This window comes from Mycobacterium sp. E1747, from assembly GCF_001667775.1.
Classification (GTDB): Bacteria; Actinomycetota; Actinomycetes; order Mycobacteriales; family Mycobacteriaceae; genus Mycobacterium.
Map to the genome: position 1 here is coordinate 121871 of NZ_LZJI01000197.1, position 13877 is coordinate 135747.

Here is a 13877-nt window from a genome sequence, read left to right on the forward strand (position 1 = left end):
TGACTCGACCGAGGACGACCCGTTACCCAAGGAGCGGTGAATGAAATACACGCCCACCCAAATCGCCGGCGTGACGATCATTGACCTCGAGCCGCAACGCGACCATCGCGGCTTCTCTTCCCGTTCCTTTTGTGCCGACGAATTCGCCAGTCGCGGGCTGAGTTTCGACGTCACCCAAACGAACATCTACTTCAATTACACCCGCGGCACCGTGCGGGGTCTGCACCACCGGGTGCCGCCGCACGCTCAGACCCAGGTGGTCCGCTGCACCCGCGGCGCGATAGCCGCCGTCGCGGTCGACATCCGCCGCGGGTCGCAAACCTACGGCGACCACGTCATGGTCGAATTGAGCGCGGAGAACTACCGGGCGCTGTTCCTGCCGCCGTTTGTCGCCCACGGCTTCCAAACGCTGGTCGACAACACGGAAGTGAGCTATCAGGTCAGCGGGGAACCCGCACCGTCCGACGCCCAGGGATTCCACTGGAACGACCCAGAATTCGGGATCGCGTGGCCGCTGCCGGTCACCGTCATCTCCGAGCAGGATGCGAGTTGGCCATCGCGAACGCCGACCTTCGCTTCGATCGAGAGTGCAGCGTCATGTCTAACCCGTTGATGACCCAGGAATTGGTGGACGTCGTGCACGCCGAACCCGGTCCGATCAAACGGAGACCGGCGGCCATGACGTCCTCGCCCAGCCGCCGCACCGGCGCCCTGTCCGCCCCCGCGGCCGCGGCGCCCTCGCCCACTGGCAACGCCGTCCGGCGGTGGCAGCACCAGTATTCGCACCACCTACGCATCAGCGACACGGTGATCGTGTGCGCGTCAGTGCTACTGGCGCAATACGTCCGATTCGGCGAAATCGCCAACACCTCGGGTTACTCGGACGCCGCGATGACGATGCTGTCGTTGTTGTTTGCGACGCTGTGGCTGTCATCGCTGGCGGTGTTCCAAACGCGCTCACCGCGAGTCATCGGTGCGGGCATCGACGAGTACCGCCGGATCGGCAGTGCGTCGTTCTGGACGTTCGGAATCATCGCGATGGTGACCTTGCTGGCCAAGGTGGATTTGGCCCGCGGATATCTGGCGATCGCGCTCCCCGTGGGGACCATGGGCCTGCTGGGAAGCCGCAGCCTGTGGCGCAAGCACATCCGGCAGCTGCGCGCGAACGGCCAGTGCCAGACGACGGTGCTGGCGATCGGGGACCGGAAGGCGGTGTCCCACCTGGCCCACGAACTCTCCCGCAACCCGCTGGACGGATACCTCGTGGTGGGCGTTTGCATTCCGGGCTACGGGACACCGCGTGGCAACACCATCACCCTCGGCGGCCGCGCAGTGCCGATCCTTGGTGACGTCTCGCACGCGGTGGCCGCCATCCAAACTTGTGGCGCGGATACGGTGGCGGTCACGCAGACGGACCACTTCGGGATGCACGGGATCCGAGAGTTGATGTGGCAGTTGGAGACGATGGACGTCGACGTCGTGGTCTCGCCGGGCGTGATGGACGTCGCGGAAGCCCGCCTGACCCTGCGCCCCACCGCCGGGATGCCGCTGCTGCATGTCGAGAAACCGCAATACGAAGGCACACAACGCTTTCAGAAGCAGGTGTTCGACTTCCTGTTCTCGCTGGCGGCGCTGGTTGCGACGGCGCCCATCCTGCTCGCGGCGGCCGTCGCCGTCAAGCTCACCAGCAAGGGCCCGGTCTTCTACCCCTCCGAACGAATCGGCATCGACGGCAAGCCTTTCAGAATGCTGAAGTTCCGGACCATGGTGGACGGCGCCGACACCCAAATCGAGCACCTGTTGGCGCTCAACGAGAGCGCCGGCGGCATGCTCTTCAAGATGCGCGAGGACCCACGGGTCACTCCCGTCGGCAGGATCCTGCGCAGGTTCAGCATCGACGAGCTGCCCCAGTTCATCAACGTGCTCACCGGTGACATGAGCGTCGTCGGCCCACGCCCCCCGCTGCGCCGGGAGGTCGAAAACTACGACGGTGACGTCAAACGGCGACTACTGGTGAAACCGGGGGTCAGCGGGCTGTGGCAGGTCAGCGGCCGTTCGGACCTCTCGTGGGAGGAGTCGGTGCGGTTGGACCTGTCCTACGTCGACAACTGGTCGATGTCGGGCGATCTCATGATCATCGCCAAGACGGTTAAGGCCGTTCTCACCAGTCACGGCGCATACTAGGGAGTCATGACTGAGCCGACGACGCCCGAGGCGGTCGTCCCGTCGGTGCCGCTCTCCCGGATGGCTCACGCCTTCTCGATCCAACTGGTCTGTCGCGCACTGGGAATGCTGGCTTCGGTCGCCTCCGTGGCGATGACCGCGCGCTACCTGGGTCCGGGGCGTTACGGCCAGCTCTCCATCGCGGTCGCGTTCGTGGGGATGTGGAACAGCTTCGCCGATCTGGGGGTCGCCACCGTGATCGTCCGCCGCGTCACCGCCGGCCGCGGTGACCTCGAACGACTGGTGCGCGTCAACAGCGGACTGGCCCTGATCTACTGCGTCCCGCTCGCGGCGCTGGCGGCCGGCTCGGGGCTGCTCGTCTATCACGACTACGACGTGCGGGTCATGCTTGTGGTGCTGTCCGGGGGCCTGCTGCTGCAGACCATGACGACCCGCTTCGAGCCGGTGTTTCTGGCCACCGTCCGGTTCTCCGCGGTGGCCATCTCCGACGTCACCGCACGCACGGCCACGCTGGCCATGGTCGCGGTCCTGGTCTCCGCTCGCACGAATGTCATCTGGTTCGCGGTGGCACAGCTCATTCCGCCCGCCGTGCAGCTGGTGATCCAGGGCGCCGCGGCGATGCGGCACATCTCGGTGCGCCCCGTGTTCGCGCTGCGGGAGGCCGCCGATCTGTTGCGAGAAACTCTGCCTCTGATCGGATTCCTGGTCGTCGGAATCCTTTACACCCGCGCCGACGGTGTGATCCTGTCCTTGCTCAACACCCACTCCGAGGTTGGGGTCTACGGGCTGGCGTTGACGATCGCGTTCAACACCATCGTGGTGTCGCTGGTGTTCCTCAAGGCGACGCTATCGACGGGCACCGAACTGTATGCGCGTGACGTGGCTGCGTTTGCCGCCTTCCTGCGCCGCAGCGTCGAGCTCATGTACTTTGCCGCGGTCCCCGTCGCGGTGGTCGGAGCGCTGCTGGCCGGACCGCTGATCGCGCTCTTCGGCGACAAGGCGTTCGTCGCACGGGGAACGCCGACGCTGGCGCTGCTGTTCATCGCGGCGGCGCTGCGGTTCGTCGGCGGCACCCTCGGCCAGGGTCTGGTCGCCAGCCACCACCAGAAGGTTCTGCTGTGGTTGACGGTCGCCACCCTGGTCGTCAACGTCACGCTGAACCTGGTTCTCGACGGCCGGCTGGGCGCCGTCGGGCCCGGCATCGCGCTGGTGTGTACGGAATTCTTCAACATGCTGTTCAGCAGCTGGTGGCTACACCGCCGGTGCGGTTACCGTACGCCGGTGACGTTCTTGCTGCGGGTGCTGATCCCGACGGCCGCCAGTGTCGCGGTGACACTGGCGCTTTCGGGTCAGCATGTCGTGCTGACCCTGCTGGCCGCCGCCGCGGTGTACTTGGCCACCAGCGCCGCGGTCGGCCCGCTCAAATGGTCGTCATTGGCATCGCTGCGCAGCAAGCAGCTGGCGTGACCGGTCGCGTGAAGTCCCCACGGGTGCTTTGGCTTTCGCCATGGACACGACCGGCGGTGCGCGTGCAGTCCGAAGCGCTGATCCGCCACGGGGCCGACGTGCTGCTCGTGACCTCGGACCGGCACCCGGAGTCGGACGCCGCCCGAGACTACGAGGTGGTGCTCGAGCCGCGATTGCTCTCGGCCAAGACCTGGCCCCCGACGCTCAAGGCCTGGCGGCTGGTCCGTAAGTTCTCTCCGGACGTCGTGATCGCCGAACAGGTCCGTGATCCGCGCTGGATCGCGCTGGCCGGCCGGACGCCGCGCATCCAGGTGATCCACGACGATCGCCCCCATGACCCCGTGGAAGCGTTGCCGGCCTACGAACTCGCGGTGCTCGATCGCTGGGGTGCCCGCTCGGCGGCCACCATCACCTATTGCGACTACGTCGCGCGGGCGGTCGCGACACGGCGCGACGTGATGGGCACGCCGGTGCACGTTGTGCCGCTTGCCAGCGACCTCGATCTCGATCGCGTTCCTCCGTTCGTGGATGCCGAAGGGCGCCACGACTTTGTCATGTTCGGCCGGCTCAACCCCTATAAGAATGTGGACGTGGTGTTGCGCGCATGGCGGTGCCACGTCGAAGGCGGCGGCTGGCGCGGTGACGACCTCATACTGATCGGCGACGGGGCGCTGGACGCCGATAAGCTGCCCGCCCACACCCAGTGGCGTCGCGGCGGCTACCGCTACACCGATGTCGTCACGACGCTGGCCGCCGCGAAGGGCTCGATCGCGCACTACCGGCGCGCCACTCAAAGCGGAGTACAGGTCCTCTCAATGCAGTTGGGCGTCATGCCGATCGTTTCCACCGAGGGCGGGCCGCCCGAGTATCAGCCCGCGGACTGCCCCCCGATCGGCGTTGACGACGTTGCCGGACTGGCCGCCGCGTTCGACCTCCTGGCCGACCCGGCCACGGCGGCACGGCACGGAGCCACCGCAGCGCGTCACTACGAGCTCCATTGCGCCGTCGACCTTGTCGCTGATCGCTTTTTGCAAGTCATCGACGAGGTGATGGGCGGCCGACGTTGACTGGATACCGAGCACACCACGCGTATCCGAATGCACGGACGCGAGAGGGATAGCAACGTGAGTACGTATCTGGTCACCGGCGGTTGCGGCTTCATCGGGTCGTCGGTCGTCAACTCATTGCTGGAGCGGGGCGCGGACGTCTTCGTCATGGACGACCTTTCACTCGGAAAAGACCGCTGGCAGGAGGCACCCCGCAAGCCGACGCTGGTCGTCCGCGACATCCTCGACGCCGATGCCTGTGACGAAGTATTCCGTGACATCAAGCCGCAGAACGTCATCCATCTTGCTGCGCAACATTTCGTCCCCTGGTGCGAGGAGCACGTCTACGAGGCGTACACCCTGAACGTGCATGGCACGCTGAACGTCCTGGAGTCCTCACGCCGGCACGGGGTCCAAGCCCTCTTCTTCGCGTCGACCGGCGACGTCTACCATCCGAACTTCGTGCCCCACCGGGAAGTTGATCCGACCGGGCCGGTGTATGTCTACGGCCACACCAAATATCTGGCCGAGCAGTTGTGCATGCGCTATTTCGAGTCCATCGGATGCTTCCGGACGCTGGTGATCGGTCGGCTGTTCAACGCCGCCGGACCGCGCGAAACCAATCCGCACCTGCTCGCCGAGGTCACTCGCCAGATCGCGCAGGAGGGCAAGCGGGAGGTGGAAGTCGGTAACCTCTGGCCACTGCGCGACTACGTGGACGTCGACTCGATGGGTGCCGTCATCCTCGACACCGTCTCGCGCGTAGAAGGATTGGAGATCCTCAACATCGGATCCGGCAAGGCGATCGAGGTTCGGGAGGCGTTGAGCATCATCGCCTCGGCCCTGCCGTTTCCCGTTGACTTCACCTCGGTGCCCGAGCGTCAGCGCCCCAACGACCGGCCCTTCCTGTGCCCGGATACGCAACGGTTGCGCCGCACCATCGGCCGGGCGGCGGAGCCGTTCAGCCAAGCCACGGCGCTAAAGATCTTCGCCGAGTACCCGGATCTCACGCTGGAGAGTGGCCGCGGTGCGCCCTGATTCCACCCACCCCCTGCGCGTCGCCCTGGTGGGTGACTACCCCACGGATGAAGGCGCGGCCGTGCAGAACGGGGTGCAGTCGGTGACGTACACGTTGGCGCACGCGCTGGCATCCCGTTCCGACGTCGAGTGCCACGTCGTCAGCGCGATGAACGGCGTGACCACAACCTATCGCCGGGCCGGCGCGCTGCACGTTCACTACGTCAAGCGCCTGAACCTCCCACGATTGGTCACACTGCGCGTCAACGATGTGCCGCGCCTGGCGGCAGTGATTCGTTCGATCAATCCCGACGTCGTGCATGGGCAGGGCCAGGATCGCCACGCGCTTGGCGCGTTGGCGAGCGGGGCGCCGACGGTCATCACCCCGCACGGCGTGCTCTTCATCGAGGGCCGGTTGTTGCAAAGAAACCGATGGGACGCGTTCGGCGCCCTCAAGAAACGAGCTGTCGCCAATATGGAACGGGAAGTGTTTCGCCGCGCCCGCGACATGATCATCATCTCGCCGTACCTGGCGCAGGTTTACGGACCGATGCTGACGGCACGCTGCCGCTTCATCGAGAACCCGATCCAAGACGACTTCTTCCGCATACAACGCGCACCGCAGCCCGGCCGGTTGTTGTTTGTCGGGACACTGGTGCCGCGCAAGAGCGTGGACCATCTCGTGCGCGCGGTCGGCGAGGTCGCCAACGACCACCGCGCCGTTGTGGACCGGCCGTGGCGGGCGGCCCTGCAACTCAGGGTCGCCGGCCCCATTGCGGACCAGAGCAGCGAACGCGAAGTCCGGGAGGCGATAGCGGAATGCGGCCTACAGGAACGGGTAAGGCTCCTCGGGCCCATCAGCCACGAAGAACTGCTCGATGAATACGCGCGCGCCCAGGTCCTACTGATGGGCTCGCGCGAAGAGACCACTCCGCAAGCCGTCGCCCAGGCCATGGCGTGTGGGCTGCCAGTAATAGCCTCCCGCGTCGGCGGCATTCCGGACATGGTCGAGGACGGCCGCACCGCGCTCCTGTTTCCGCATGGCGATGTCGCGGCCTGCGCCGAACACATCCGCCGGATGCTCGACGACGACGCCTTCAGAACCCGAATCGAACACCGGGTACGCGTCGAGGCACAGAAGCGTTTCGACCCGAAATCGGTTGCAGAGCAGACTGTTCGCGTCTATCGGGAAGTCATTGCCCGAGATCGGCAGATCTGAAGTACTCGATCGTGAGCTTGACGCCTTGGCCGAATGGGACCACCGGACGCCAGTCGAGCCTCGACTCGGCGAGGGCGATGTCCGGCTTGCGCTTCTTCGGGTCGTCCTCGGGCAGGGCCTTAAAAACGATCGGAGAGGACGATCCGGTCATCTCCTTGATGATGCGGGCGACCTCGAGGACGGTCAGCTCGTCCTGGCTACCGAGGTTGACCGGTCCGGTGAATGACGATTCGCTGGTCGCCATCTTGACCAGCCCGTCGATCAAATCATCGACGTAGCAGAAGCTTCGGGTTTGGCTGCCGTCACCGAAGATGGTGATCGGTTCGCCCCGTAGTGCCTGCACGATGAACTGTGAGACGATCCGCCCGTCTTCGGGATCCATCCTGGGGCCATAGGTGTTGAAGATGCGGACGACCTTGATCCGAGCGTCGAAGCGGCGCGCGTATTCGAGCATGAGTGTTTCGGCAACCCGCTTACCCTCGTCATAGCACGCGCGCGGGCCGAAGCAGTTGACGTTGCCCCAGTAGCTTTCGGTTTGCGGATGGAGGGTGGGATCGCCATAGATCTCGCTGGTGGAGGCCTGCAGCATGATCGCCTCTTTGGCGAGCGCCAGCTCGAGGACGTTCCTCGTACCGAGGTAGTTGGTGTCGAGGGTGAACACGGGGTCGCGCTGGAAGGCGAACGGCGAACCGGGGCAGGCCATGTTGAAGACGAGGTCGAGCGGTCCCGCCACCGCAGCCGCGTGCAGCGGCCGCGTGACATCGTGCTCAACGAAGTCGAACCCCGGGTCGCCCTCGAGGTCGGCGAGGTTTTGGCGCCTGCCGGTATAGAAGTTGTCCAGGCCGAGCACCTCGATGCCGTCGCGGCGAAGGCGATCGCAGAGGTGGGATCCGAGAAATCCGGCGGCGCCGGTGACGAGGGCTCTCATCCACCCAGCCTAGTGGCGGCCCATGCCGTAGTAGTCGAAACCCTCGGCCCGCAAACGTTTGGGGTCATAGATGTTTCGACCGTCGAAGACCACATGGCCCCGCATGACCGACCTGACGCGCTGCCAAGACGGCCGCTGGAACTGCTTCCACTCGGTAATGAGGACGAGAGCGTCGGCACCCTCGATGGCCTCGTACATGTTTCCGGCGTACTCGATCGAATTGCCCAACACCTCTTTGGCGCGCCCGGTCGCCGCGGGATCGAAAGCCCGCACGGTCGCCCCCATCTCGATCAACTTGCGCGCGACGACCAGGGAAGGCGCCTCGCGAATGTCGTCGGTCTGAGGCTTGAAGCTCAGGCCCCAGAGCCCAATCCGCACGCCGGTCAGATCGGGCGCGGGCCGACCGTGACCGAAATGCGTGACGATTTTGGCGACCAGAGTGGCCTTTTGCTCCGTGTTGACCTCGTCGACCGCCCGCAGCAAGCGCATCTGTGACCCCATGCCCGCAGCGGTGTGGATCAATGCCTGGACGTCCTTGGGCAGACATGAGCCGCCGTATCCGACCCCGGGGAAGAGGAATTCATACCCGATGCGGCGGTCCGCCCCGAGGGCCTCACGCACGGCCGCGATGTCCGCCCCGGCCGTCTCACAAAAGTTCGAGATCTCGTTGATAAACGAAATCTTGGTGGCGAGAAAACAATTCGCCGCATACTTGGCAATCTCGGCGCTCTTGATGTCCATGACGATCAGTGGGTGGAAGGTACGTAAGTACGGCTCGTAGACCTCGCGCATGATGTCCACGGCTCGCTTGGAGTCACTGCCGATGACCACGCGGTCGGGCTTCATGAAGTCGGTGACCGCCGAACCCTCCTTGAGGAACTCGGGATTCGATACGACGTCGAACTCGTGTTTGGCCTTGCGGCCGATGATCGCGCGTACCTCGTCGGCGGTGCCAACGGGAACGGTCGACTTGTCCACGATCACCTTGTAGCGATCCAGATACGTCCCGATGTCGTCGGCGGCCGCATGGACGTGCGACACGTCGGCCTCGCCGTTCTCGCTCATTGGCGTCGCGACCGCAATGAAGATGACGTCGGCGTGTTCGATCGCCCGCCGCCGATCGGTCGTGAAATCGATGGAGCCGTTCTCCCGGTTGCGGGCGATCAACTCGGCCAGGCCCGGCTCATAAATCGGCACCCCGCCGGCCAGGAGCTCGTCCACCTTCGCTTGGTCGATGTCCGCGCAGATGACATCGTTGCCGCTGTCCGCCAGGCAAGCGCCCGTGACAAGCCCGACGTACCCGCAGCCGATGATCGAAATCCTCAAGACGACCCTTTCGCTTTCCGACGATCGCCCAATAGTCTCGTAAGCGGGCGGTCCACGCACACTTTTCATCCAGCTTCGTCAACGTTCCCGTCGTTTTATTTTCCCCGATTCTGTTAAATTCGACATCACCCGGAATTCGCAGCCAAACCACGGCTGGGCCATCGGCTCGGACCAGCGGGAATCTTTGTCCAGATGGGTTTTTGGCGACACCCGGGTCCGATAGGGTGTTGTGCGTGGCTAACGCGGGTGACGAGAGCGATCGAATGCCGCCCGCGCCAACTCGAGGGCTCCTGAGAAACCTGGGTGATCGCATCGCCGGCGCGGCAAAAACCAAACTCCGCCTATCGCTGATGAAGGCCGGCCGTCGAGTGACGTCCAACCGGCTGGCGAATCTGCGTTCCGTGCTCAGTTACCTCGAGCTCGGCCATTGGCTGGCGCACGATCTTTCGAATCCGACGGTAGATGTCGTCGCCGATCATTTTGCGTTGTTCGACCGCGCGCTGGCCAAGGTCCGCGGGCAAAAGCCCCTGTACCTCGAATTCGGTGTGTTCGAGGGCCGCTCGATGCGGTGGTGGTCGCAGCACCTCCCGCATACCGAAGCGAGGCTGATCGGTTTCGACAGCTTCGAAGGCCTGCCGCAGGACTGGCGGCCCGGCCTGGGAGCCGGCCACTTCGACGTCGGCGGTGAGCCGCCGAAGATCGATGATGCCCGCGTCTCGTTCGTGGTCGGCTGGTTCGACGACAGCCTCCCCGATTTCGATGTCCCCGAACACGATCAGTTGATTATCAACGTCGACTGCGACGTGTACTCCAGTGCTGCCACGGTGCTGAGTTGGGCGGAGCCGTTTCTCGAGCCCGGTACGCTGATCTACTTTGACGAATTCCCCGACCGCGATCATGAGATGCGGGCATTCAAGGAGCTCATGGCCCGCTCGCCACGGGAGTTCCGCCCGCTGGCCACGGCGCACGGGCATCACTGGCTGTTCGAGGTCGTCAAGTGACTCGGCCCCGGAACGCCAGCGAGAAAATGAGTTGGGCGATAACCAAATTCAGTACGTGAACGGTCAACCGTCGGTAGCGCGAAGCCACCTGCCCCGGCTGTCGGCGATCCCGGGCCGCGCCAGTCGAGCAACGATGAGCCGCTCCGCAAGCCGCACACCCAGCGCTATCCCGAGCAGCGTCGGGTTGGCCTGGCTCGACGTCGGCAGGACCGAGGTGCTGGCGACGTACAGCCCGCGCACCCCGTGCACCTGAAGATCCGGATTCACCACGCCGCCGTCGGCGGTGGCGGACATCCGAGTTGTGCCGGCCTGATGAAAGCCGGCGTAGCCCCGCATAAAGTCGTGCACCGAGCCCTCCACGTCGTCGACGAGCCACTCCACCTGTCCGACGCCGTGCCGACGCAGGTGCTCGTCGATGAGGTCGATTGCCTTGCGGACACTCTCGTAGTCGGCGTCGGAGAAATACATGTGGGTGCGTATCCTGCGCATGCCGAGGGCGTCGCGTTCGTCGGTCAGCTCGATGCGGCTGTCCCAGTGCGGAAGATGCTCACCGTGGTAGTGCAGCAGGTACCGATTTCCCGACCCCTTGACGAAGAAGCCCGGCGCCTTGCGGCCCCGACGCAAAAGCCGCGCGTAGGAGAACCGGACCGCGAACCGGATGGAACCGAACAGGTCTCGGATGATGTTGCGCAGATGCGCGGCGACGCGCGGCGGGCCCGCGGTCTTGGTGTGGGCCTCGCGGATGGCCGCGGCGAGCAGGAAACGCCCCAGCGGGGAGATCAGCGTCAGGTAGACACCCGACAAGATCCCGCTGCCGTGGGCCGGATCGCTGATCGGCGGATTCACCATCCAGACAGCGGCATTCGGCATTGCCAGTTGGCGTTGCAGCTGGGGGGTGAACGTGAAACGGCGGCGGATGTAGACGCCCTCGCGGTCCCGCTCGTGTTCGTAGATGACGTCGTCATTGGTGAAGCACGCGCGCGCGACCCGGGCCTCGACGTGAGACATGTACCAGCGCCCGAGGTGGCCGCCCGCGTTGCCCAGCCCGGGCGGATGATGACGATCCGAGGCGAGCAGCAGGCGGGTGGCCTCGAGGCCGCCGGTGGCAATTATGTAGTCCGCCGCAACGACTCTGCCCTCCCGGCCATCAAGCGTCTTGACGACGAGGTGGTCGACGACGTCGCCGGCTTGCGTGGTCACCACCTCGGTGCACGTCAGGCCCGTCCACAGCGTCAGGCCGGGGGTGTTGCGCAACTCGGCGTGGTATTCGCGCCCGAAACGCGTTGGCAACGACCAGCGTTCGAGATCGGTGGTGCGCACCTGTTCATCGGGCAGCCCCACGACCAAATCCCGCTGCGCCAACTCCGGGATGTCCCGCGCATTGAATACCGCCTGGCCACATCCCGCCCAGTCGCAGGCCCGCTGCAGGTAGGGCTCGACATCGTCGAATCCGATCGGCCAGGGCGACTGCGCGGTGATGGGCCGATCTTCGAAGTCGATGGCGTCGAACTTGACACACCGTCCGCCCCACAGCGCCGAGGTTCCGCCCACCTGCCGGCGAACGGTGACCTCACTGCGTGAATGAAAGTAGTCGTCCTGGCGCGAATCGAACGTCGCCAGCTCCTGTGCCCCGCGGTCGGGACGCTCCAAACCACTTTCGATCAACGCCACCTCGACGCCCGCAGTCGCGAGCTCGAGCGCGGTCACGATGCCGATCGGGCCGGCCCCGACCACCACGACATCGGTGCGGATCGTCATGTCGGGGGCGAACTGGGCCGGACCCCGAATCACGCGGCGGGGTCCCGTCGAAGCTGCTGGGCGAGAGCGAGAAAACGCGTCAGAACCCCCACGTCCGGGGGCGAGGAGACAGCTTTCGCCGCGTCGGCAACCCGCCGCGGGTCGGTGCTGCTGTAGAGAATCGCGCGACAACGCGTGGCCGCGGCCGACGACGCGAGGATCAGCCTCGGCAGCACACCGGGAGCCAGCGGGTCGGCCTGCAACGTCTCGCACCAACGTCGGGCCAGCCGGGTGTCGGACCGCAACGCGGCGTAGAGCGTGGCGTACGACCGGTTGAAGACGCCAAACGCCAAGTCGGCGGGGCGTGGCGGAGGAGCGAGCAGGTCACCGCGGACCTGGCTGACGCTTCGCGGTGCGAATGCACCAGCAAAATCCACCTCGAGGCCTTCGTCCTGGGACACGCCCCAGGCGCGAATCTTGCCCTGCCGGTGGGCCCGTTCGAAGAACTCGCCGAGTTCATCGCTGGCGACGGTGTCGAAAGGCCTTGGGCCGTGGACGAACAAGATGTCGACGTAGTCGACGCCCAGCGCCGTCAGGCTCTGGTCCAGGCTGCGGGTCGCGACCGCCGCGTCGTAGCGCCGGGGGGTCAGGTCCGGGTCCTGTTGCCGCTTGACCGCGCGTCGCAGCGCCGGGGCTTTGCGCAGCACCGCCCGCGCGGGCGCCTGGCAGCGGCCGAGGCGCCGGGCCGCCCCGCCGACGTCGATGCCGAACTTGGTCGCCACCGTCACCGCGTCGCGATTCACGGTGCGCAGGAACACCCCCAGCTCGGACTCCGCCATGCCGAGGCCGTACATCCGCGCGGTGTCGAAGTGCGTGATGCCGTGCTCGACCGCGCTGCCCAGCACGGCCATCCGTTCCTTGCGGAACGGCGCCTGCAGCAAACCCCCGCACCCGAAACCGACCGCGCTGACCGTCAGCGCCGGGCCGCTGAGCTCAATTCGCTCCAACGCCGAGGCTCTCGTAGATCCGGCGTAGCTCCGCTCCGATGACTTCCGGGCTTCGCGTCGCGGCGATGTGCGCCTGACCTTTCAGCCCGTCGCGCTCCGCCAGCTCTGGATCACGAAGGTACCGTCCGATCGCCGCCGCCAGTGCGGGCGGATCATCAACGGGGACAAGCATTTTCGGGTCAGGAACAATGCCCGGCGTACCGGAGACGGGCGTCGCGACGGCCGGACGCGCGCCGGCCAGTGCCTCGGTCACGATCAGCGGCATCGCCTCGGCGCGCGACGGCAGCACCACCACCCGCGCGGACCGGATCAATTCGGGGATTGCGTTCGGATGCACCGCCGGTTCCACCGAGAACCGCTCCAGTTGCGGAGGCGTGTAGTCGTCGATGGGGCCGACCACCCGGCACTCGCCTTCGATGCCCTCGTCGAGCAGCAACTGCCACGCCGCGGCGAGCGTGTCGACGCCCTTGCGCTGGCCGATGGTCCCGGCAAAGAGCGCCACGGGCGGTGTCGTGCTGGCCCCGGGCGCGTCCCAGTCAATCGGCGCCGGGTTCACCGAGATGGTGCTCGGCACGCGTGGGGCCAGCTTCGCAACGCTGGCCCGCGCGTCCTCCGAGAACACGATCAAGTGGTCGGCGCGGCGCAGGGTTGCACCGATGAAGCGGCGGTGCCGAAGGGCTTCCCTGGCAACGTCGGCGCCCTGCAGCGTCGCGACAATCCGCAAGCCCCGCGCCTTGGCCAGCCGGATCAGCGGCCCTTCACGCAGCCACGCCCCGCCGTCTGAGATGTGGAAGTGCACGATGGTCGTGCGGGGCACCCGGGCCAGCACCGCGGCCGCGCGCGCGGTCAGCACGAAGTTCTTGGCGTGGCGCCGCCCCTCCCACGTCGACAGGACGCGGATGTCGTCCGCGCCCATATTGTGGTCGCGGATGACTCGAATCACGG

At 66.0% G+C, this 13877-nt stretch carries 12 protein-coding genes; 7 read left to right on the plus strand and 5 right to left on the minus strand.

The window, feature by feature from the left end:
• Window positions 1-40 precede the first annotated feature (40 nt).
• The 6 genes from A5695_RS20250 (at window position 41) to A5695_RS20275 (ending at window position 6933) form a co-directional block, all read left to right on the plus strand.
• Window positions 41-613 carry a dTDP-4-dehydrorhamnose 3,5-epimerase family protein gene (locus A5695_RS20250; RefSeq protein ID WP_068086193.1) on the plus strand — a complete coding sequence of 191 codons (573 nt, stop codon included), beginning with the start codon at window positions 41-43 and terminating at the stop codon, window positions 611-613.
• Between the two features lie 65 nt (window positions 614-678).
• The gene (locus tag A5695_RS20255) at window positions 679-2184 is read left to right on the plus strand and encodes a sugar transferase (RefSeq protein WP_369830215.1); all 1506 of its coding nucleotides are present in this window, start codon (window positions 679-681) and stop codon (window positions 2182-2184) included.
• A gap of 6 nt (window positions 2185-2190) precedes the next feature.
• Window positions 2191-3651: an oligosaccharide flippase family protein gene (locus A5695_RS20260; RefSeq protein ID WP_068086201.1), complete on the plus strand. Its 1461-nt coding sequence runs from the start codon at window positions 2191-2193 to the stop codon at window positions 3649-3651.
• 23 nt (window positions 3652-3674) lie between these two features.
• On the plus strand, window positions 3675-4718 hold the full coding sequence (locus A5695_RS20265; protein WP_082946204.1) for a glycosyltransferase family 4 protein: 1044 nt from the start codon (window positions 3675-3677) through the stop codon (window positions 4716-4718).
• Window positions 4719-4775: 57 nt separating this feature from the next.
• Entirely contained in the window at window positions 4776-5735 is a 960-nt protein-coding gene (locus A5695_RS20270; RefSeq protein WP_197515563.1) for an NAD(P)-dependent oxidoreductase, read from the plus strand.
• Complete coding sequence (locus A5695_RS20275) at window positions 5716-6933, plus strand: glycosyltransferase family 4 protein (RefSeq protein WP_068086207.1); 1218 nt, start codon at window positions 5716-5718, stop codon at window positions 6931-6933. Before A5695_RS20270 ends, A5695_RS20275 begins: the two co-directional genes overlap by 20 nt.
• Here the strand turns inward: A5695_RS20275 and A5695_RS20280 are convergent.
• Both A5695_RS20280 and A5695_RS20285 read right to left on the minus strand, forming a co-directional pair.
• Window positions 6908-7861: a UDP-glucuronic acid decarboxylase family protein gene (locus tag A5695_RS20280; protein WP_068086210.1), complete on the minus strand. Its 954-nt coding sequence runs from the start codon at window positions 7859-7861 to the stop codon at window positions 6908-6910. The genes A5695_RS20275 and A5695_RS20280 overlap by 26 nt on opposite strands.
• Window positions 7862-7870: 9 nt before the next feature.
• Window positions 7871-9187, minus strand: coding sequence for a UDP-glucose/GDP-mannose dehydrogenase family protein (locus A5695_RS20285; RefSeq protein WP_068086213.1), 1317 nt, complete (start codon window positions 9185-9187; stop codon window positions 7871-7873).
• Window positions 9188-9420: 233 nt separating this feature from the next.
• Between A5695_RS20285 and A5695_RS20290 the strand changes: the two genes are divergently transcribed.
• Window positions 9421-10188 (plus strand): class I SAM-dependent methyltransferase, encoded by a 768-nt coding sequence (locus tag A5695_RS20290; protein WP_156749761.1) that lies wholly within the window; start codon window positions 9421-9423, stop codon window positions 10186-10188.
• Window positions 10189-10251: 63 nt separating this feature from the next.
• Here A5695_RS20290 and A5695_RS20295 read toward each other — a convergent pair whose 3' ends face one another.
• From A5695_RS20295 to A5695_RS20305, 3 genes are read right to left on the minus strand one after another with little or no spacing between them, the layout of a single operon-like run.
• Window positions 10252-11979: a GMC oxidoreductase gene (locus A5695_RS20295; RefSeq protein ID WP_068086220.1), complete on the minus strand. Its 1728-nt coding sequence runs from the start codon at window positions 11977-11979 to the stop codon at window positions 10252-10254.
• The gene (locus A5695_RS20300) at window positions 11976-12902 is read right to left on the minus strand and encodes an aldo/keto reductase (protein ID WP_068086254.1); all 927 of its coding nucleotides are present in this window, start codon (window positions 12900-12902) and stop codon (window positions 11976-11978) included. The genes A5695_RS20295 and A5695_RS20300 overlap by 4 nt, the downstream gene beginning before the upstream one ends.
• A 16-nt stretch (window positions 12903-12918) precedes the next feature.
• Window positions 12919-13875: a glycosyltransferase family 4 protein gene (locus A5695_RS20305; protein WP_231974911.1), complete on the minus strand. Its 957-nt coding sequence runs from the start codon at window positions 13873-13875 to the stop codon at window positions 12919-12921.
• Between the last annotated feature and the right edge of the window lie 2 nt (window positions 13876-13877).